Genomic DNA, 19,655 nt, shown 5'->3' with positions numbered 1-19,655 from the left:
CTCTCCATCACGGATGTCAGCGCGTGGCTGAGTCCTCCCTACCTTCAGAGGTTCTGGCGCCAACGGAAGCGCCGAAGGTAAGTCCCTTAGGGTAAGCGGATACAAAAGCTTCAGGGAAGACAACCAATTGCGAATCGTGTTTCGCCGCCGCGGCTACGTTCTGTTCCACCTTGGCCAGAGTACGCTCGACATCGAACATGGCCGATCCCGTTTGCACAACTGCTGCTTGCAAAACCTGCTCCATTTCTACCTCCGGCTTGAGCGAGCTCGTTCATCAAGGAGCGGAAATTATGGCGTTCCGGGGGCGTTGCCCACAGCGTCCCATCATCGCGATGCAATAAGGTTCGAATGAAGCAGGCGCAAAACTGTGTGAGCGCTAGACCCCAGTCTCAGGCTCGCGAATATCGCCTCAATACCCATCCGGCGCAAACAGCCACATGACGCGCGAGGGCAGAGCCTGCTGCGACTCAACTATGCGATTCAGTATAGGATGCGCCACTAAGCAATGAAGACCCGTTCTTCGGAATTGGAGGTGACGATGTTAAGGGCGACCACGGCCGCTCCGCCTCGCAACCTGCCATTGAGACTAGACCTGATCTAGCGGGTGATAAGGGTCCGAGACCACCCATTCGCTGAAGCCGACAGCAGTCGTTCACCGTTGTCTTCGCCGAACGACAGGTGTGCACGATAAGTCGCCATATAGGTGTAGATACACGAACGTCGGCTCAGGCCGAACTGCTGTACCCGAGAAACCGGCCGGGGATGACCAGACCACTCAGTTACCTGCCTTTGAACGCTGACAGCGCGACCGGCGGCAGTGGGTCAGCAACTTCTTCGCCGGCTGCCCAGGAGTACGGTACGGGCAGGCTCAGGCACGACGGGGGCCAGGTGGTAGCGATGCCCGCTCCCACTGACGGGAGTTGCGTCGCCCGAACCGCCTGAAGGGGAATTGGCCCGACGCTCGTAAAGGACGTTCCACAGCGTTTGCCCTGTTCAAAACCCCCATGCAAGTATTTGATTTTATTAGCATGCAAATGGGCGTTTTGCCCCCCGAGAAGCGGCGCGGCAACTCCTGTATGTCATTAAATTAGCGAGGTTTTTCGCCATTTTCTGGGTATTGTCACTTCGATAGGGTGCATCGGCCGGAACCCTTATCCGGCTCGGGCTGGCGTGGGATACCGGCCGGCGCAGTTGAATTAATCGCATGCGACTTCTTCCTTGTCGTCACCGCGACCTTTCGCCAGTTCAACGTGTCGTGGTGATCGGGCCATATTGTTGCGATGCAGCGTAGATACAGGTATTGTTCAAAATCGAAACCGTTTAAGCGGTCGCCATAAGCGCATCGTCGATAAGCTTGATCTACTTGCCCATCAATGCCATGCATCTTCCAAATATAGATTTGACTTCAAGGAATTCTGCGCTACGATAGGTCATGAATTGCTGCAATGCAGCATGCGATTTGGGCGACATGCCCCTACTTTTGGAGTCAGCCATGACCACGTTCGTACCGGAACAAACGATTAGCGCCACGAAAGCAAGCGTCGACACAGTCTTCGGTCTTGCGACTAAAGCTCTCCACGGGTTCGGAATGCTGCTTGAGCTCAATACGCAGACGGTTAAAGCAACGCTCGCCGAAGTGCAGGGACTCGCTGTTCGACCCGTCAGCGGGAAAGGTCCGCAAGCAACCTTCGCAGTTGACACGACCCAACTTCAGACGGGCGTTCAAAATGCCCAGACCTACTGGAAGCACGTAACTGAAATTGTCTCAGGCACACAGGTCGAGTTCGAGGAGGCGGCAAAACTGGTGCTCAAGCAATCTTCCATCGGACCGAAAGCTTGGTTCGACAATATGTCGAAGACTGCGCTCCCGGGCGGAGACGCTATCGCCGCCTTCTGGAAGTCGAGCTTCGGCGCGGCTAGTCAGGCCGCTGACGCTGCGTATGAGGCAACCACCAAGGCGACCAAGAAGGCCGTCGGAACTGCTGTTGGCCAAGCGTAGCAATCGCTCAAGCCTGCCGCGCGTATGTACGTGGCGGACTTGAGACCTCAACGTCAGACGCCATGTGCCTGACAGAAACTCGAGTCCCGGTCGGGAGACCGGGACATCCATGTAGTGGTTACGATTCGGCGTCCGGTTGCTTCGAAGGTTCTGCCTGTGCAAATGCATCTAAAGCCATCGCGTTTGCGGCGAGCCGCGATATGGTTGGGTAACGATTCAAAGGAATTTCAAACCTGCGTGCGTTCCAAACCTGCGGGACAAGACACAGGTCGGCGATAGTTGGCGTGCTGCCGAACACAAAGTCTCCGACGCGACGCTCGGAACTGAGTCTCTGTTCGAGCGAACTGAAGCCAACGTCAATCCAGTGCTGATACCACTCGGATTTTTGCTCGTCGGAGATACTCAGGCGCTTTTTCATGTACTGAATCACGCGCAGGTTGTTCACCGGGTGTATTTCGCAGGTAACTTGCAGCGCTACTGAACGAGCGTATGCACGATCCGCTGGAGTAGAAGGGAGTAGCGGCGGGTCCGGATACACCTCGTCGAGATATTCGATGATGGCAAGAGATTGGGTGAGAGTCTGCGACCCATCTTCGAGCGTCGGGACCAACCCGTCTGGATTGAGCTCACGATATACGCTGGCGAGCTGCTGTCCGCCTCCTTTCAGCAAGTGGACTGCCGCGTATTCATACGGCAGTCCCTTCAGGGCCAGGGCAATGCGAACGCGATACGATGCGGAGCTTCGGAAGTAGCTGTAGAGCTTCATCCGTTGCTCTCCGCAACGACATCCAAAGCCGGCAGGATGGTCCCGACGCACGTGCCGAAACCAATGCGATAGCCATCACCTTGGCACCATCCGCGCAGGGTCAATTCATCGCCATCTTCAATAAACGCGCGCTCCTCGCCGGCCTCAAGTTTGAGCGGCGTCTTTCCGTTCCACGTCAACTCGAGAAGGCTGCCGAAGGTCCCGACGTTGTCATCGCTCGAATCTGACTTGGGCCCGCTGATAGTTCCGGAGCCCATGAGGTCGCCCACGCGGGTATTGCAGCCCGATGATGTGTGATGTGCCAATTGCTGCGCCATCGACCAATACATGTGTTTGAAATTGGTTCTGGCAATCGTCGTCGGATTCGACGCAAACTTGGGCTTCAACTGAACCTCAAGATTCATGTTGACGCCTGCGTTGGCGGCACCGCGTAGATATTCGAGCGGTTCCGGTAGCTGCGCTGGCTGTTCGACGCGAAAAGGCGTCAACGCGTCCATCGTCACCACCCACGGCGAGATAGTCGTGGCGAAACCCTTTGAGTTGAAAGGACCAAGCGGCTGATACTCCCATTGCTGGATGTCGCGGGCGCTCCAGTCGTTCAGCAGGACCATCCCGAAGATGTGGTCGTCGGCGTTCTTCGCGGGAATAGGGCTCCCGAGCGTACTGCCGATACCCACAAAGAAGCCAGTCTCAAGTTCGATGTCCAGCTTTCCGCAGGGGCCGTACAGCGGGCGAGCAGAACTTGGGTCCTTGCGTTGACCATTCGGGCGGCGTATTGGTGTGCCGCTGACTACAACGGACGAGGCTCGACCGTTGTACCCGATGGGAATCTCGAGCCAGTTTGGCATCAGAGCGTTTTCTGGGTCACGGAACATGCAACCAACATTCGTGGCATGTTCACGTGACGAGTAGAAGTCGGTGTAGCCAGGCATTTCGAAGGGCAGGTGCATGACAGCGTCTGACTGTCGGACCATTACACGCTCACGCATGTCACGGTCGTCGCGCAAGGTTGCCGTGTCGGTCGAAAGTAGTGCCGACAGCTGGCTGCGCACACTTCGCCAGACAGGCTTGCCCAACGCTACGAAGTCGTTCAGCCGCCGTTTCCGGAAAACACTCTTCGGCTTTCCGTCGTCGTCCACAACCGTATATGGAACCGCTATCAGGCGGGCGGACTCGAGCGCAGCAATGTCGACAATCCAGTCACCGATTGCGACACCCACACGCGCAACACTGGACTGGGCGTCGGAGAAGACGCCGAACGGGAGATTCTGGATTGGGAAGTCAGTGTCTGCAGTGTTCGCTGATTCGACCCAACTTTTGAGGTCTGTGCGGGTGGTCTCAGCTACTGAGTCCGCGTTGTCGGTAGTTGAAATCATCGCTGAATTTCCGGGTTGAATCTGTTCGTGAGGCCTTGCCAGCATTCGAAGTATTCGTTCTGAAGCTGTGACGTTTCGAGGGCAAATTGAGTGGGCTTGATAAGCGTGCGGGTCTCAAACATGAATGCCATCGTCGAATCAACCTTGACGGGCTTCGTGGTGTCAGAGACCGATGCTTTCTCGAACGTGCCTGCGTCCGGGCCGTGACCCGACATGCAGTTGTGCAGGGTTGCTCCACCTGGGACAAAGCCTTCCGCTTTGGCGTCGTACTCGCCGTGAATCAGGCCCATAAACTCGCTTGCGACGTTCCGGTGAAACCATGGCGGACGAAAGGTATCCTCGCCGACGAGCCATCGCGGCGGGAAGATGACGAAGTCGATGGTATCGACACCCGGCGTGTCGCTAGGGGACTGCAGCACCAGAAAGATGGATGGGTCCGGGTGGTCGAAGCTGATAGAGCCAATCGTGTTGAACAGGCGCAGGTCATACTTGTACGGCGCGTAGTTCCCGTGCCATGCGACGACATCCAGGGGCGAATGGCCTATATCCGCGCGCCACAGATTGCCGTTGAGCTTGGCAACAAGCTCGAAGTTTCCCTCGCGCACCTCATAAGCGGCGAGCGGGGTCAAGAAGTCGCGGGGATTGGCAAGACCATTCGAACCGATAGGGCCGAGGTCGGGAAGGCGGAAGAGGGCGCCGAAGTTTTCACAGATATAGCCGCGAGCTTCGCCGTCCGGCAATTCGACGCGGAAGCGGACACCGCGCGGAATGACTGCGATCTCTTGTGGAGTGACTTCGAGCAAGCCCAGCTCCGTCGCGATGCTCAACCTGCCGGCCTGAGGGACAATCAGGAGTTCGCCGTCAGCGCTATAGAAGAAGCGGTTCAACATCGACTGATTGGCCGCGTACAGATGAATGGCGCACCCGACCATCGCTTCGGCTGAGCCGTTTCCCGCCATCGTCACGAGACCATCGACGAAATCGGTCGGTGCCGTGGGAATGGGCAACGGGTCCCAACGCAGCTGGTTAGGCGGAGTAGGCGGGACGCGAGAGAAGTCACCGACAAGCTTGCTGTTCTCCAAAAGCGTAAACGGCTTGTGGACAGCGGCAGGACGTACTCGATACAGCCAGGAACGTCGATTGTGAGAGCGCGGTGCCGTGAACGCTGTACCTGAGAGCTGCTCGGCGTACAGCCCATACGGTGCGCGCTGTGGCGAGTTGCGGCCGGCCGGCAGGGCACCTAGTAATGCTTCGGTCGCAAACTCGCTGCCAAACCCGGACTGGTAGCCAACCGGATGCGCAGAATGTGCCGACGCCGCCGACGCGCGCTTCAACTGCCCGTTACGTAGGGTTGCAGGCTGAATCGATTCTCGCCGAATAGATACATCGTGCGTCGTTTGTTCCACTTTGAAACTCCAGATGGGTTCTTCAATCCAGGGACGGCCGCAAATCACTTGCGGCCAAACCATTGCGAACGGTCAGCCTTCGAGCGTTTCCCACATTTCCTTATCGCGCTGTGCAGTCCAGATACGCGGGTCGGGATATTGCGTCGCTTCATCGTGTGCGCGGGTCACATCGAAGGGCATGCAGTGGTCGAAGATGACCCAGTCGCCAAATTTGGGCTTGAGCGTGGAATACGTCTCTTTGTAGATAGCATTGAGGTCCTTGCCTTCGGCGGCACCCGACTTCACCTTGCTGTAAAGCTCGCTGATGAAGGCGCGCGTACCAGCAAGCCCGTCAGCGACTTCCTGAGGCGTCTTGAGTGCGGCGCCACGGCCGGGAACCAGCTTTTCAGGCTTCAGCGCGGCAATGGCATCGAGCGTAGCGGGCCAGTCCTGGAAGTACGCATCGCCCGCATACGGTGTCGCGCCGTACTCGACGAGGTCGCCCGACAGGAGCGTCTTTTCCTGCGGCAGCCAGACGACCGTGTCGCCCTTCGTGTGTCCGCGTCCGAGTTGCAGAATCTGAACTTCGAGCTTGCCCATCCAGAGAGTCATCTTTTTTTGGAAGGTCAGGGTCGGCCAGGTCAGGCCCGGCACGGATTCGACGGCATTGAAGAGACGCGGGAAGCGCTCAATCTCGCTCTTCATGTCCTGCTCACCGCGCTCGACGATGAGGTCATAGGTGTCCTGGCTGGCGATGATTTGTTCAGGGTTGTACGCCGACGCGCCGAGCACACGGACCGCGTGATAGTGGGTCAGCAGGACGTACTTGATGGGCTTGTCCGTCACTTCGCGAATGCGACGAATGACGTCCTGAGCCATCACAGGTGTCGCCTGCGTATCAGCGACGAGCACGGCGTCATCCCCGATGATGATGCCGGTATTCGGGTCGCCTTCTGCGGTGTAAGCGTAGGCATGTTCGGAAAGCTGTTCGAACGTGACCTTCTTTTCTTCAACGTCCGCGTGGGAAGCAAACTTCTTTTCTGTCGCCATGGCAGGAGACCTCTACAGGAATAATTGAAGGGACAGGGCGGGTTTTTCCAGCAACCCTGACGTTGAGGAAATTATACATAAGCGAACATAGTCGTATATAGATAATTTCCCGTAGGGGTGATGGCGCTCGGGAATGTATTTGGCTGGAGAAAGGCGGCGCGACGAGGGTTTGCCGACAGGAACACGAGTGGCTCGTAGTGTCGGTGCTACTACGGGTGTGGCGTGTCTCTTCGGGATGTGTCTGCGGACGCGCGCAAGGCGGGCGCGACGGGACGTTCAGGCGCGACTTTGGCCTGGCTGCCCGGTTGGTGGACGGCGTATATGGTTGGATGTGATTCGACGACCACTGCTCCAGGATGGAGTGTGGTGAGGCCGGTGACGAGTGGTGAGAGGAGGGAGACGGCAGCCTGGACTACCGACCACGACGGCCAGCAGTCCGCTGAAAGTTAAGCTTCGCCGACAGGAGCGGCCGAGTAGCCCAATCGATATGAGAGGTCGTTGGTGGTCTGTCGGAGGGTCGACGCAAGTTCGCCGTCCCAGCGAGTGTCAAACGTGCCAGCCGGCCCGACGAGAGTGATTGCCAATGCTATCGAGCCGTTGAACAGGAATACGGGCGCCGCGATGGCGTTCACTCCTGGCAACGGGTGACCGGAAGTTCGGGTCATCCCGTCTTCCCGAATCTTCTGGTACGCGCGGAACAACTCCTGTCTGTCTGCTGCTTTCAGGGCAGTTGCGCCGCTCAGGCGAATGCCTTCGTCTGCCAGTGCCTTCTGCACCAAGGGTTCTGGCATATACGCGCCAAATAGACGTCCCGTCGCAGTGTTTACGAGCGACATGACGGTGCCAACCCGGAGCGTCAGGTGGAGCGGATAGGACGGGTCTTCCTGTCTCACAACCACGGGACCATTCGGGCCCCAGGTCGTCAGGAAGACGCTTTGCCCGGTCTTCGATGCGAGAGCCAGTACGTCGGCCTCGGCTTCACGCAGCGGATTCAATCGCTGCAGGCCGTACAAGCCGAGCCGCAGCGCGAGGGGACCTGGGGCATAATCGCCGGAGGGTTCCATCCGTTGCACAAGTTGGAGCTTGATGAGGCTTACCAGGTACGGGAAGAGCTTTGCGGGTGACATTCCCGTAACGTGCGAAACCTCCTTCAGTGGCATGGGCGACTCAGATTGGGTCAACGCCATCAAAATTTCGCTACCCACTTCAACTGACTGGATTCCCCGTTGGGCTTTTTCGGTGCTTTCGGTGTCCATTTGCGTATCTTGTCGGATTCAGAGTCCGGGTGTGCGTTGCAGTAAGCAGGAAGCCGGTAAAATCAGCGAATCACGGTGTGTTCGTGCACAGAGGATTGCATGGTAACGAAGCAGCAAGCAAAAGAAAATCCGGAAAGTCACGACTCGGGTGCTCGAAAGGAACAGCGGGGCATCCAGAGCATGGAAGTCGGTGGCCGTTTCCTGCAATATCTTGCGGATGCTGGAGAGCCAGTGACGCTCGCGGAACTGAGTGCGCGAAGCGGTATCCCGACGAACCAGGTATTCACGTACATGGTGAGCCTGCTCCGCACCGGTCTGGTTAAACGTGACCCGGTCACCTTGCGCTTTGAACCAGGTCCTTTGTCGCTTCGGATGGGACTGCACGCCCTGCGCATGGTGCCTGCAGTCCGAAACGCGATGCAGCCATCCATCGAGCTTGCAACGCGTGTTGAACAAAGTGTGCTGCTCGCCGCATGGGGAGACCGAGGCCCAACGGTGCTTCAAAGTATTGAACCGGCTGCTTCCTTGCACGCTGGCGTTCACGTAGGCACGGTCATGTCGCTCGTGCACTCCACGACCGGCCGCGTTTTTGCCGCGCACAAACAAGCGCCCAAGCTGGACGAGCTGGTGAAGGCCGACATGGGGTCGCAGACTCCGGAAGGCGAACGTCTTACAGCTGCACAGTTTGATGCCATTCTGGCTGACATTCGAAAACGCGGACTTGCGCGGGGTGAGGGGTTGCCGATTCCAGGCATCAACAGCATCAGCGCGCCGGTTTTTGATAACGAGGGCGAGATTGTTCTGGTGCTGACGTTGTTCGGAGTGGCCGCGAATTTCGATGTCTCGTGGAAAGGACCCTTGGCTACCAGTCTTCTCGAGACCACCAAACTGTTGACTGAGAAAAATTCCGGCCCGTCTGTACCAGTCGTCTAGTTGAAAGACGGCGTATCGGGCGGGCGACGGCATCTCTGTATCAATCGACTTCACGGTATGTGTCCGGCTTGATGACATAGGTCATGTCCTCGCCAGGTGCCCGGTCTGACGGGAAACCAGCGAGGAGAACGCGAATGCGAGAACGAGTAGACCCGAGGCACTGCAGATAAAGACCTGCGGTGCGGAAAACCGGTCAATGAACCATGCCGCGCAGGCGACGCCGAGCGACTGTCCGAAGAAGAGAAAGCAGGAAAATAGCGAAACTGCGGTTCCACGCATCTTGGGCGCCATCTGCGTCGCATGAGTCTGCAAGGTGTTGTGCAACGCGTAAAAGCCAAAGCCGGCCAGAAAGCAGCAGGGCGCTGCCATCCACCAGTTGCCTAGAATGGCGAGCCCACCGTATGACAATGCGAGGCATCCACCGCCAAGTCTTGCGAGATTCGCTTCGCCCAACCGTCCGACCAGTCGACGCGCACAGCGGCTGTAGAGGAGCCCGCCAACTCCGTATAGCGCCACGACGCCCCCAGCTCTCGACATCGGCACGTCAAATCCGGTGTGCAGATAGCTCGGGATAAACGACAAGGCGCTGAATGCGAGCGAACCTTCGATGAAGGTGACCAGAAGCACTGTCCGAGCCCACGAAATCGTCAATACCTCGGCGAACCGGCCACGGGGCAATGCATCACTCGCGTCAGAGCCATGGTCTTCCCGCATGACGAGGATGCCGGCGACGAGGCAAATTGCGGCCAGCGAAGCAAATGGAGCGCGCCAGTCGACCGCATCAGTGAGTAGTGCACCGAGCCACTGACCTGCAATCATCCCGAAGACCGTCGCACCGAGTAGCCGCGCGAGGACTTCCTGTCGCCGCTCGTACGGTACCTTGTCACCAATCCAGGCCATCGTTAGTGGCACGATTCCCGCAGCCGCTGCTCCCGATAGTGCGCGAGCCGCTACGAGATGACCCATATGGATGGACAGGGCTGCGCCGAGATTGCCCGCGGTGCACGCCAGAGTTGCCAGCGCTATTACGCGTATCTTGCCAAACCGGTCGCCGACGGGACCGAACACAAGTTGCATCACTCCGTACGCGAGAGCAAACGCCGAAATGGCCTGGGCAGCATGACCCATCGTCACATCGAAGTCAGCCTGCAAAGACGGAAGCAGTGAATCGCATACCCTCATCGACGCCATGCTGGCAAAGCAGCATGTACTCAGAAGCCACAACATTCTCGCGGACAAATCGGCTCTCCCGGAAGGTCGGCACCTACGTGCAGGTAGGTGCCTATATTAATTATATATACGCAATCAATTACACATATGGCAAATCTACTGCTCGGAATCCCTACCATGCGGCGAGTGCCCCCAAGGCGAGGCCACGCGACAGGTCAGCGAAGAAACGTTCCTCGATAAATGTGCGGGTTAACCACTATCTATTTGTGTTTCGATCGCTTGGGTCGAGGGCTAGGTACAAACGAGAATTACATATGTGCGAAGTGCAGCGTTAATATGTAATCAAGAAGCGTGAACCTGCCATGGTGCGGTTGCCTTCTAAGTGGGGCAGCAGTCAGTCGAACGGCATGACAACTTCGACCGATATGGCCACAACTGAGAATAACTGCACTGGAGATTTTGATGACAACGCGAAGTTCAGTCGGCGCAGTCCCGACACCGGCAACTCCCCCCTCTGTCGGTACGTCCGATGACGGTCTCTTCCGCAAGGTGACCCTGCGAATCATCCCGTTCCTTTTCTTCTGTTACGTCATCGCTATTCTCGACAGAAATAACATCGGCTTCGCGCAACTGCAGATGAAGCACGACCTGTCATTCACGGACGCTGCGTACAGTCTGGGTGCGGTGTTTTTCTTCGTGGGTTACGTCCTGTTTGAGGTGCCCAGCAACATGCTCCTTCACAAGTTCGGAGCGAGAAAGACGTTCGCGCGAATCATGGTGCTGTGGGGCGCGTGTTCGGTCATGATGGTGGCTGTCTCAACAAGCACGCAGTTCTACGTTCTGCGTTTTCTGCTTGGTGTGTTTGAAGCCGGGTTCTTTCCGGGCATCGTCTTCTATCTGACCTTCTGGTTTCCGGCGCGCCGTCGCGCAGGTGCACTTTCAATCTTCTATGCGGGCGTTGCTGTGGCTGGCGTGCTTGGCGGACTCGTGTCGGGCGGAATAATGCGCGGCATGGACGGGGTGCACGGAATTCACGGCTGGCAATGGATGCTTGCGATTGAAGGTGCGCCGGCAATCGTGCTCGGGGTCATCGCCTACTTCTATCTGAAGGACAAGCCGGCGAACGCGACGTGGCTTGGCGCCAATGAGAAGCGACGTCTGGAAGAGCTGCTTGCGTTCGAAGGAAAGCCGGGTGAGCACAGCCATTCGCTGATGGACGCAGTTCGCAATCCGTATGTCTATCTGTTCGCCTTCGTGTACTTCTGTCTGACGTCAGCGATTCTTCTGCTTCTCTTCTGGATGCCGACGATGATTAAGGAGTTTGGTATTACCGATATCGTTCAGATTAGTCTGTACTCGGCGATTCCGAATGCAATCGGCGCTGTTGGCGTCATCCTGATTGCTCGTCGCTCCGACCGCCGCAATGAGCGCAAATGGCACTTCGTTGTGTGCGGTGTCATTGCAGCCGTGGCGCTGTCCTTGCTGACCGCGCACGGTATCGGATTCACTGTGTCCATGGCGTTGCTCACGGCCGCGGCGGTGTCTGTATATGCTGCTCACCCAATCTTCTGGTCTGTCCCGGCGACTTTCTTCCGCGGCCCGAATGCTGCTGCGAGCATCGCGCTGGTGAGCAGTATTGGTGTATCGAGCGGGACCATCACGCCGTACCTCATCGGTCTCATCAAGACCTACACGGGAAGCATGAGCAACGCTTTCTACTTCATTGCGGTTCTGCTGGCCTTTGCCTGTGTGGCGATGGCATATGCACTGAGATTCGAGCGCGCCGGCAATCCGCAAAAAGCGTAAGTCAACGTTCGAACATGAAGTAACACGGGCGCTCGGAGTTTCGAGCGCCCGTTGGCTTTGTGGACTTTGTTTTTCCGGAGGACACACGCCATGGTACCAATCGGCCTATGGATGGACCGCTATGCCCACGCATCCTCTACCAGAATCAGAGTCTCAACCAGCCGCCGGCAACAGGTGCCGGCGGTTGCGTCCACCAGCTATCGAACCACGAGTGGGTCGACAAGATATGCTGCCGCGCGATTTGTCAGGCCGTCGAGTTTGCGCACGAAACTGTTGTCGGCACCAAATGCTTCGTGGGCCTGTGCGATGTCCTTGAACCAAAGTGCAACAAGCGCCGTCGGCGGAACCGGCTCAGCCCAAAGGCGCTCGCGCTTCGCGCTCTTTTTTGTCCAGTTGAACGACACCAGAGCGCGGGGAGACTGGGTTTCGTTGGCTTCGAGAATTGCTGTCTTGAAGTCCATCCGCGAAACATCCGCATTCAGCGCAGCGGCGATGAGCACTTTCACGCCGGGATGTTCTCTCGGTTCATCCTCGTGGTCCACCACGCAGAGTGTCCATCCCCGCAGGAAATTTGGCTCATCTTCAGGAATGTACTGGCTTCCCACAGGTGAGCGTTGTGCCTCGGCCATGACCTCGTCATTCTCGAAGCACAGCTCGACGACTCCGTCGACATCAAAACATGCTGGGTCGTCCGATGAGCGCCAGAGAGTCTTGGCGACCCTGTTCTGTGTGTAGTTCGTAATGCCCTTCATGCACAACGCGAGTTGTGCGTGACAGCCGGACCAATATGCACGGAAGTCGCTTGTCGAAGTGCCTTCTTTACGCGACAGCAAGGTCATACGCTTAATCATTTCGTCTCCACATTAAAAGAACGCAACCGGCAGCGACACGTAACCTCTTTGTTCCCTTGAACGCTCAATCCGTCGCATTAATTGGGGACCGTCACAAACGCTTGCCGGTGAGCCTTCAATGTACATGTCCGCGCTCGCAAACAAGTCATAGGGATTGTACCTACACAAATCAATGTGCGTATATGTAATTTCAGCGTATTATTTGACCATGGCCCACGGAATTGGGGATGACTATGAGGACGCACCTGAGTAAGCCGCGTCTTCACTATCGGAGAGACGTGATGAAGCAGGAAAGCGAATTCAGTTGTGACGTGCTGGTTATTGGTTCCGGCTGCTCGGGGATGTCCGCAGCAATCACAGCAGCGTTCGAAGGGCTCAAGGTTCTCGTTATCGAGAAGGAGCCCAAGTTTGGCGGTTCGACGGCCCGCTCTGGCGGCTGGTTGTGGATTCCGAATACGGCTCTTGCAAAGGTGCAAGGTATTCATGAACCGGAAGGCGCTGCCCGTACCTATCTTCAGCACGAGGCAGGGTCGAGCTTTGACGGCGAGCGCGTAGACGCGTTCATCACGAATGGGCCGGAAGCTGTTGACTTCTTCACGTCGAAAACGGCAGTGCGTTTCGACATGCCTCTTGTGTTCCCCGACTATCACGCTGAAGCGCCCGGCGGCACGCAAGGTGGCCGTTCAATGGTCACTCGACCGTTCGACGGCCGGGAACTCGGCACCGCAATCAAGGACCTCGCTCCGGCGCTGCCAGAACTGACCGTGTTTGGGATGATGCTCGGTTCCGGCAAAGAGATTGTGCACTTCATGCGGGTGACGAAGTCCATCAAGTCCGCGTGGTATGTGACGAAGAGGCTATCGCGTCATTTCGCCGACGTTGTGAAGCACGGACGGGGCATGACGCTGACGAATGGCAATGCACTGGCCGGCAGGCTTGCCAAGTCGCTCTTTGACCTGAATGTCCCTCTCTGGCTCAACACGAAGGCGCTCAGTCTCACCAGCGAAAATGGCCGCATCACTGGGGCGTTGCTCGACAGGGCTGGCTCGAAAGTGCGAGTCACGGCACAACGCGCTGTTGTTCTCGCGAGCGGAGGATTTCCGTACGACATCGAGCGTCGCAAGCAGCTTTTCCCGCATGCGCCGACCGGTACTGAGCATTTCTCGCCGTCTCCGACAGGAAACACGGGCGACGGGTTGCGTATGGCCGAAGCCGTCGGCGGCCAGGTATCGACGACACTGCCGAACGCAGCCGCGTGGGTACCCGTTTCGACCTTGACGAGAAAGGATGGGACCACGGGCATCATGCCTCACTTCATCGACCGTGCGAAACCGGGGGTCATCTCCGTGCTGCGCGATGGTCGACGCTTCACGAACGAAGGCAACTCGTACCATGATTTCGTCCAGGCCTTGGTGAAGGCGACACCCAAGGGCGAAGAGATTTCCGCGCATCTGATCTGTGACCACAAGACGCTTCGGACCTATGGTTTGGGCAGCGTTGCTCCGTTTCCGATGCCCATCGGCCGCTATCTGCGCGTGGGCTATCTGACGAAGGCCTCGACGATTGATGAGCTGGCCGGCAAGATTGGCGTGAATGCGCTGAATATGAGAGAGACGGTGCGAGACTACAACGCAGAAGCTCGTCTCGGCCGTGACCCGCTGTTCGGCAAAGGCAGCAAGGCTTATAACCGTTACCAGGGGGATGCTCTTCATTCGCCCAACCCGTGCGTGGCGCCGATTGAGAAGGGCCCGTTCTACGCGCTGAAAATCCGCATCGGAGACATTGGGACGTTCGCGGGCCTGAAGGCAGATTCTTCGTGCCGCGTTCTCAATGCCGCCGGTTCGCCGATTCAGGGCCTCTTCGCAGTTGGCAATGATGCATGCAGCATCATGGGCGGCAACTACCCAGGGGCCGGAATTACGTTGGGACCGGCTTTGACGTTCGGCTACATCGCGGGGAAGGCAATCGCGTCGGCCGGTGCCTCGCAGAACGAGCGCTCCGCGGCTGAAACTCCGGCTACCAAATTCGCAGTGGTGTCCCACTAACGATACGCAGGAACTCCGACATGCGTATTTGCTGTGATTGCTCTGACCAAGCAGCCACGGCTTTTTTGTTTTTGGAGCCGTCCGGCCGGGCAATAGAGCTGGGCATGCATTTACCATCGCGTACGCAAGATGATGGGCGCAAAGGAGGGGTATGGAAGCAGCTGAGAGGGTCGAGCAACCTGCTCCAGGTAAGGCGAAAGAGCAACGGGGCATTCACGCCATGGAAGTTGGTGGCACGCTTCTGCAGTATATGGCCGATGCCGGCAAACCCGTCTCAATGACGGGTCTAAGTACCGCGACAGCGTTGCCACTAAACCAGGTCTTTACCTATATGGTGAGCCTGGTTCGTACGGGGCTGGTCAGACGTGACCTAATGACTCACAGCTTTGAGCCTGGTCCGCTGGCGTTGAAGCTTGGACTGCGAGCGCTGGCGCAGCGATACCCGTTACACGAAACCATCGAGTTGGCCGCAAAGTTGCTGGAGGACCATACACATGGGGCGTTTATCGCGATATGGACCGATTCTGGTCCAACTGTAATCCAATATCACGGCCCTGAAATGTATGTGCATGTCGGCCTGCACGTAGGGTCGGTGATGTCTGTTGCACACAGCAGCACTGGGCGTTTGTTCGCTGCGTTCCTGCCGAGAGAAACAATACAGCCGCTGCTCGCCCGCGAGGTCTTGGGCGGTGAAGTTATTTCTGCCAGACGCCTGGACAGGGAATTTGAGCGTCTCGTACATGACGTGCGAATTAAACGCCTCTCACGAACGCTAGGCGTGCCAATTCCTGGAGTCGATAGTCTGAGTGCGCCTGTGTTTGACCGCTCCGGGCAACTGATATTTTCGGTGACAGTTTTCGGTCCGTCACGCAGCCTGGACACTACTGATGATGGTAGCGTCGCCAAGGGACTGCTCCGTCTGTCGGAAAAGCTGTCCTCAAAAGAGCTGAAAAGCTAAAAGTATTATCGAACGCTAAACCGGCTGCGTTCTGAACACGGGCGGTATTGAGAATGCGATAGGTATCTGCTGGAAGAGGACTAATCGGTGACCGTCTCTTTCCACCGACGGCATGTGAGATGGGGTAGGTGCATGCGTGAGAACGAAAGTACCACGGCGCGCTGACTGCGAAGCGAACACGGAGCAAGCCCGCAAGGCGGGCTCGTTTCCATGCGATGTTCAGATAGCCAGAAATCCGCCATCCACGGCGAGGGTCACACCTGTGACATAGCGCGACATTCCAGACGCGAGGAACACGGTTGGGCCGACAAGGTCTTCCGTCTGACCGACACGCCCCATGGGGATGCGCGACATGAAGGCTTCCAGACGCTGCGGATTCTCGCGCGTGGCAGCCGTCATCGGAGTTTCAATGACGCCGGGAGCAAGTGCATTCACGCGTACTCCAAACGGCGCCAGTTCAGCGGCCAACGACTGAGTGAACATCTTGATTGCGCCCTTCGATGGAGAGTAACCAAGGCTTGCGCCCTGACCAGCGAACGCGGCGATGGAGGCGACGTTGATGACGACGCCCTTCGTTTCCTTCACTGACTCGATGAAAGCATGGGTCACGTTGAAGGTGCCGTGTACATTGACGTCCATCACTTTCTGCCAGTTCTTCGCGGCGTTCGGGCTGGAGGAGTTCTCGCGAATGATGATGCCAGCGTTGTTCACGAGTAAATCAACCAGGCCAATCTCCTTGCTTACCTTGCTCGCGAGGCTGTAGCACGCGTCTGCATCGGTCACGTCCAGCTCGAAAGCCCACGCTTGGCCGCCTTCTTTCTTGATGAGGGCCGCCGTCTCTTCGACGAGTTCCAGGTTGATGTCGGTGACCACGACTTTTGCGCCGGCCTGCGCGAGGCCGAGCGCAAGCGCGCGTCCATTACCTTGACCAGCACCGGTAACGAACGCGAGACGGTCCTCGAGAAGACGCGGGGCTACGAAATTAGGGAACGGCATGACGACTCCTTTTGATTTTGTGCACATGCGGCAGGCTGCCAGGATAAGTAAATACATGATTTCATAATGGCAGATGCAGTTGCATAGGTGTAATTACCGGGTCAGAAAAGAGCGGTGGCTGGTGCACTGTCAAATCCACGCCCAAGACACGTCAAGCATGTTCTTCTCCGCCTTACGGGGCGCTGTTCTGAACTGTTTCGCTACACGGGCAGCTTCATCGTCCGGGGTACTCCTAGGGATTGCACCAATGCAAAATAAGTGGCGTATGTTTAATTTCGTGGCGTAGTATCTGGCCTAACGATGCATGCCCGATAGCGTCGACAGCAAATCCAACTCTGCACTCGCATGTTCTGGAGAGCTGTCCAGAAACCGCTGTCGCGAAGCCCGCTGTTGGGTCGCAATCAAGAAAAATCGTTCGAGCGATACGTACTCCTACGTGTGTCACGCAGTCCCGTTGAGCAAAGCGGATAGGAGATGTCCGTGATACGCAGCCTCGCTCGTTACGAATACAACGATTCAAACGGTTATTAAGGAGACTTTTGATGTTAACGAAGCGGGTTGCAAGGTTTGCGTTGGGTACCAGTCTTGGCTTGTGTGCAGTTCCTGTTTTTGCACAGACAAGCGTGACTCTGTATGGCATTGTCGACACGTCAATTACGTATCAAAACAGTCAGACGACTTTGGGTTCGACGACGCCTGGTCATTCGAACGTACGCATGCAATCCGGGGTGTGGAACGGCGACCGCTTTGGTCTGCGTGGTGTTGAAGACCTCGGTGGTGGCACGCAGGTGGTGTTCGTTCTGGAGTCTGGTTTCAATCTGGCCACGGGCGGCCAACAGTTCACGAACGCGATGTTTGGCCGACAGGCGCGCATTGACCTGACTAATCCTTCGTTCGGCACATTTTCGGCGGGTCGGCAATACAGCTCTTACTACACGATGCTTTCGCCGTGGGTCCCTGCCTATTACCTGACCGGTTACGGCTCACATCCTGGCGACCTCGACGGCATGGACACGTACTATCGTTCCAACAACGCGGTGACCTACACGACGCCGAATCTCTATGGATTTACAGCAAGCGGCCAATACGCGCTCGCAGGTGTGCCAGGCAGCCTCAATCAGGGGTCGACCTGGAGCGCAGGACTTCAGTACAAAGTCAATGGTTTCGGTCTCGCGGCAGCATTCTGGCGAATCAACAACTCCACCCCTGGTGGCGGTCCCTACGGCGCTGACTCATCGGTGAACTCGTCCGGACAGCAAGGGGTGTCGGCCATTACCAACGGCTTCAACCAAGCACAGGCGCAACAACGCTTCGCGGTTGATGGTGGGTATGTGTTCAACAGTTCGTGGGACATCTCGTTCGCGTATTCCAACGTTCAGTACATCCCTGGCATCAACTCTAAGTTCACTGACACTGCCGTCTGGAACACGGCAGGAACGGTACTCCATTGGAAGCCGACGGTCGCGTGGGACCTTGCCACTGGCTACAGCTACACGTGGGCGTCGAAGGCGAATGGCATCTCGGACGCGGCGAAATACCATCAAATTGTCCTGTCCGAATACTACTCACTGTCGAAGCGAACCGGCCTGTATGCCCTTGAAGGCTTTCAGCGTGCGTCTGGCAAGACCCTAGGGAATCCGGGCACGGGCACCATCATCAACGCAACTCCGGCCATTGGCGACAGCTTCCAGGGCACCCCTGGTGCGAGCCGCTCGATGCTGGCTGTGAGTTTAGGCATCGTCAGCAAGTTCTGAGTGTGCGAATCGACAAAGGGGACCTGTGTTCTCTTCGTGACATAAAGCAACCCGGTTGGAGACATCATGAAAGCAATTCGCATCATCGCTGCAGCGGTTGCCGCTGCCAGTTTTGCCGTCGCCTCGTCTGCGGCGCTCGCGCAGGAAATAAAGATTGGATTTAACGGGGACCTCTCTGCGTCCCCGTCAGCGCAAAGCGGGCAAGCTGCCGTGCTGGGAATGCAAGCAGCCATCGCGGACATCAACGCAGCAGGTGGCGTACTGGGAAAGAAGCTCGCTCTGGTCGTTCGTGACGATGTTTCTCAACCGCCGAAGTCAATCCAGAACATGACCGACCTCATCGACAACGAGGGTGTGGTTGCCGTGTTCGGGCCGACTAACTCTGGCAACGCGATGGCGTGGAAGCACATCGTGAACCAGAAGAAGATTCCTGTCGTCGACAACGTGTCGGCAGGCACTGACATCACAAAACCGATGAGCCCTGGCGCGGACAACTACATGTTTCGCGTCTCGATGGTCGACCGTGAGCAGATTGCCGCCCTGATGGCCTACGTCAAGAAGAATTCGACCGAATCGAAGAAGGTGGGCTTCATGTCGGAGACCACGGGCTATGGCCAGGGCGGTCTTCGCGATATGAAAGACATCGCTCAGGCGCAGGGACTGACGCCTGTCGACATCGAGCAGTTTGGCGTCGGCGATACCGACATGACGTCGCAGCTGAACAAGCTCAAAGCGGCAGGGGCCGACACGGTGATTATCTGGGCGCAGGGAACGCCGATTGCCCAGGTGATGCGCAGCATGGAGAAAATCAACTACTACCCCGAGTCTTGAGTTCGTGGGCTGCAGACAACATCACGTTCTACGACGCGGCAGGCAAGACCCTGGCAGAAAAGCCGCTGTTCCTGCGTACGGTGAGTGAGAATCGCACGCCTGCACAGGACAAACTGTTTGCGCGAGTCGGCTCGCAATTGAAGGCGCCGAGCTCGTTCTCCTTCGCGCTGCACGGCTACGACTCGGTGTTGCTGCTCGCGCAAGCGCTGAAGCAGGCGAATAGCACTGATGGCTCGGCTGTCCGTGTCGCGCTCGAGAACCTGAATACCCCGGTTCAAGGGCTGCTCAAAACATACAACAAGCCCTTCAGCAAGACAAATCACGAAGCGCTCCTGGCGAAGGACTTTGTCTGGGTCCACTGGAAAGATGGAAAACTGATTCCGTACTCCGATGCGCTCGTGGCTTCCCTGACTCCGGCTGACTACAAGCAGTAACCGAACCATCGACGTGACGGCGTGGCAGCTACGCCGTCACCGCGG

General features: G+C 57.3%; 17 protein-coding genes. 8 read left to right on the top strand and 9 right to left on the bottom strand.

The features are described 5' to 3' along the window. Positions 1–16 precede the first annotated feature (16 nt). Positions 17–244 carry a nitrilase-related carbon-nitrogen hydrolase gene (locus H1204_RS40975; RefSeq protein WP_243469072.1) on the bottom strand — a complete coding sequence of 76 codons (228 nt, stop codon included), beginning with the start codon at positions 242–244 and terminating at the stop codon, positions 17–19. A 1,248-nt stretch (positions 245–1,492) separates the two neighbouring features. Here H1204_RS40975 and H1204_RS40970 point away from each other — a divergent pair. Beyond that, positions 1,493–1,999: a phasin family protein gene (locus H1204_RS40970; RefSeq protein WP_180735823.1), complete on the top strand. Its 507-nt coding sequence runs from the start codon at positions 1,493–1,495 to the stop codon at positions 1,997–1,999. Between the two features lie 118 nt (positions 2,000–2,117). On the opposite strand, the gene maiA is transcribed toward H1204_RS40970, so the two are convergent. The 5 genes from maiA to H1204_RS40945 all read right to left on the bottom strand — a co-directional run bounded on the left by maiA (position 2,118) and on the right by H1204_RS40945 (position 7,832). Beyond that, positions 2,118–2,765: a maleylacetoacetate isomerase gene (maiA, locus tag H1204_RS40965; protein ID WP_180735822.1), complete on the bottom strand. Its 648-nt coding sequence runs from the start codon at positions 2,763–2,765 to the stop codon at positions 2,118–2,120. Continuing rightward, a complete protein-coding gene (fahA, locus tag H1204_RS40960; protein ID WP_180735821.1) occupies positions 2,762–4,141 on the bottom strand; it encodes a fumarylacetoacetase in 1,380 nt (459 codons plus the stop codon). Before fahA ends, maiA begins: the two co-directional genes overlap by 4 nt. Continuing rightward, positions 4,138–5,475, bottom strand: coding sequence for a homogentisate 1,2-dioxygenase (gene hmgA / locus H1204_RS40955; RefSeq protein ID WP_180736273.1), 1,338 nt, complete (start codon positions 5,473–5,475; stop codon positions 4,138–4,140). The genes fahA and hmgA overlap by 4 nt, the downstream gene beginning before the upstream one ends. Positions 5,476–5,619: 144 nt before the next feature. Then, positions 5,620–6,576 (bottom strand): MBL fold metallo-hydrolase, encoded by a 957-nt coding sequence (locus H1204_RS40950; protein WP_180735820.1) that lies wholly within the window; start codon positions 6,574–6,576, stop codon positions 5,620–5,622. Positions 6,577–7,022: 446 nt separating this feature from the next. Beyond that, entirely contained in the window at positions 7,023–7,832 is an 810-nt protein-coding gene (locus tag H1204_RS40945; protein ID WP_180735819.1) for an IclR family transcriptional regulator, read from the bottom strand. A 99-nt stretch (positions 7,833–7,931) separates the two neighbouring features. Here H1204_RS40945 and H1204_RS40940 point away from each other — a divergent pair, with 99 nt between their 5' ends. Beyond that, positions 7,932–8,765, top strand: a complete 834-nt coding sequence (locus H1204_RS40940) for an IclR family transcriptional regulator (protein ID WP_180735818.1) — start codon at positions 7,932–7,934, stop codon at positions 8,763–8,765. A gap of 81 nt (positions 8,766–8,846) precedes the next feature. Here H1204_RS40940 and H1204_RS40935 read toward each other — a convergent pair whose 3' ends face one another. Beyond that, entirely contained in the window at positions 8,847–9,992 is a 1,146-nt protein-coding gene (locus H1204_RS40935; protein ID WP_180736272.1) for an MFS transporter, read from the bottom strand. Positions 9,993–10,397: 405 nt separating this feature from the next. Here H1204_RS40935 and H1204_RS40930 point away from each other — a divergent pair, with 405 nt between their 5' ends. After that, positions 10,398–11,741, top strand: coding sequence for an MFS transporter (locus H1204_RS40930; RefSeq protein WP_180735817.1), 1,344 nt, complete (start codon positions 10,398–10,400; stop codon positions 11,739–11,741). A gap of 197 nt (positions 11,742–11,938) precedes the next feature. Here H1204_RS40930 and H1204_RS40925 read toward each other — a convergent pair whose 3' ends face one another. Then, positions 11,939–12,592, bottom strand: coding sequence for an EthD domain-containing protein (locus H1204_RS40925; RefSeq protein WP_180735816.1), 654 nt, complete (start codon positions 12,590–12,592; stop codon positions 11,939–11,941). Positions 12,593–12,873: 281 nt separating this feature from the next. Here H1204_RS40925 and H1204_RS40920 point away from each other — a divergent pair, with 281 nt between their 5' ends. Continuing rightward, entirely contained in the window at positions 12,874–14,637 is a 1,764-nt protein-coding gene (locus tag H1204_RS40920) for an FAD-dependent oxidoreductase (RefSeq protein WP_180735815.1), read from the top strand. Positions 14,638–14,788: 151 nt separating this feature from the next. Then, the gene (locus H1204_RS40915; RefSeq protein WP_180735814.1) at positions 14,789–15,595 is read left to right on the top strand and encodes a helix-turn-helix domain-containing protein; all 807 of its coding nucleotides are present in this window, start codon (positions 14,789–14,791) and stop codon (positions 15,593–15,595) included. Positions 15,596–15,814: 219 nt separating this feature from the next. Here H1204_RS40915 and H1204_RS40910 read toward each other — a convergent pair whose 3' ends face one another. After that, complete coding sequence (locus H1204_RS40910) at positions 15,815–16,591, bottom strand: glucose 1-dehydrogenase (RefSeq protein WP_180735813.1); 777 nt, start codon at positions 16,589–16,591, stop codon at positions 15,815–15,817. 542 nt (positions 16,592–17,133) lie between these two features. Between H1204_RS40910 and H1204_RS40905 the strand changes: the two genes are divergently transcribed. The 3 genes from H1204_RS40905 (at position 17,134) to H1204_RS53045 (ending at position 19,610) form a co-directional block, all read left to right on the top strand. Further along, the gene (locus tag H1204_RS40905; protein ID WP_180735812.1) at positions 17,134–18,345 is read left to right on the top strand and encodes a porin; all 1,212 of its coding nucleotides are present in this window, start codon (positions 17,134–17,136) and stop codon (positions 18,343–18,345) included. A gap of 66 nt (positions 18,346–18,411) precedes the next feature. Next, positions 18,412–19,176, top strand: coding sequence for an ABC transporter substrate-binding protein (locus tag H1204_RS53050; RefSeq protein ID WP_346015792.1), 765 nt, complete (start codon positions 18,412–18,414; stop codon positions 19,174–19,176). Further along, on the top strand, positions 19,173–19,610 hold the full coding sequence (locus H1204_RS53045) for an ABC transporter substrate-binding protein (RefSeq protein ID WP_346015791.1): 438 nt from the start codon (positions 19,173–19,175) through the stop codon (positions 19,608–19,610). Before H1204_RS53050 ends, H1204_RS53045 begins: the two co-directional genes overlap by 4 nt. The last annotated feature ends 45 nt before the right edge of the window (positions 19,611–19,655 follow it).

The organism is Paraburkholderia sp. PGU19 (assembly GCF_013426915.1).
GTDB lineage: Bacteria > Pseudomonadota > Gammaproteobacteria > Burkholderiales > Burkholderiaceae > Paraburkholderia.
The sequence above is the reverse complement of the archived record's forward strand: the minus strand, read 5'-3'. Positions and strand labels throughout refer to the sequence as shown.

Excerpts from the sequence above, each read along its gene's own strand:
- H1204_RS40935 (WP_180736272.1), bottom strand. The coding sequence starts at position 9,992 with ATGTTGTGGCTTCTGAGTACATGCTGCTTTGCCAGCATGGCGTCGATG.
- H1204_RS40905 (WP_180735812.1), top strand. The coding sequence starts at position 17,134 with ATGTTAACGAAGCGGGTTGCAAGGTTTGCGTTGGGTACCAGTCTTGGC.
- H1204_RS40975 (WP_243469072.1), bottom strand. The coding sequence starts at position 244 with ATGGAGCAGGTTTTGCAAGCAGCAGTTGTGCAAACGGGATCGGCCATG.
- maiA (WP_180735822.1), bottom strand. The coding sequence starts at position 2,765 with ATGAAGCTCTACAGCTACTTCCGAAGCTCCGCATCGTATCGCGTTCGC.
- H1204_RS53050 (WP_346015792.1), top strand. The coding sequence starts at position 18,412 with ATGAAAGCAATTCGCATCATCGCTGCAGCGGTTGCCGCTGCCAGTTTT.
- H1204_RS40945 (WP_180735819.1), bottom strand. The coding sequence starts at position 7,832 with ATGGACACCGAAAGCACCGAAAAAGCCCAACGGGGAATCCAGTCAGTT.
- H1204_RS40950 (WP_180735820.1), bottom strand. The coding sequence starts at position 6,576 with ATGGCGACAGAAAAGAAGTTTGCTTCCCACGCGGACGTTGAAGAAAAG.
- H1204_RS40930 (WP_180735817.1), top strand. The coding sequence starts at position 10,398 with ATGACAACGCGAAGTTCAGTCGGCGCAGTCCCGACACCGGCAACTCCC.
- fahA (WP_180735821.1), bottom strand. The coding sequence starts at position 4,141 with ATGATTTCAACTACCGACAACGCGGACTCAGTAGCTGAGACCACCCGC.
- H1204_RS40940 (WP_180735818.1), top strand. The coding sequence starts at position 7,932 with ATGGTAACGAAGCAGCAAGCAAAAGAAAATCCGGAAAGTCACGACTCG.
- H1204_RS40915 (WP_180735814.1), top strand. The coding sequence starts at position 14,789 with ATGGAAGCAGCTGAGAGGGTCGAGCAACCTGCTCCAGGTAAGGCGAAA.
- H1204_RS40970 (WP_180735823.1), top strand. The coding sequence starts at position 1,493 with ATGACCACGTTCGTACCGGAACAAACGATTAGCGCCACGAAAGCAAGC.
- H1204_RS40920 (WP_180735815.1), top strand. The coding sequence starts at position 12,874 with ATGAAGCAGGAAAGCGAATTCAGTTGTGACGTGCTGGTTATTGGTTCC.
- H1204_RS40910 (WP_180735813.1), bottom strand. The coding sequence starts at position 16,591 with ATGCCGTTCCCTAATTTCGTAGCCCCGCGTCTTCTCGAGGACCGTCTC.
- H1204_RS40925 (WP_180735816.1), bottom strand. The coding sequence starts at position 12,592 with ATGATTAAGCGTATGACCTTGCTGTCGCGTAAAGAAGGCACTTCGACA.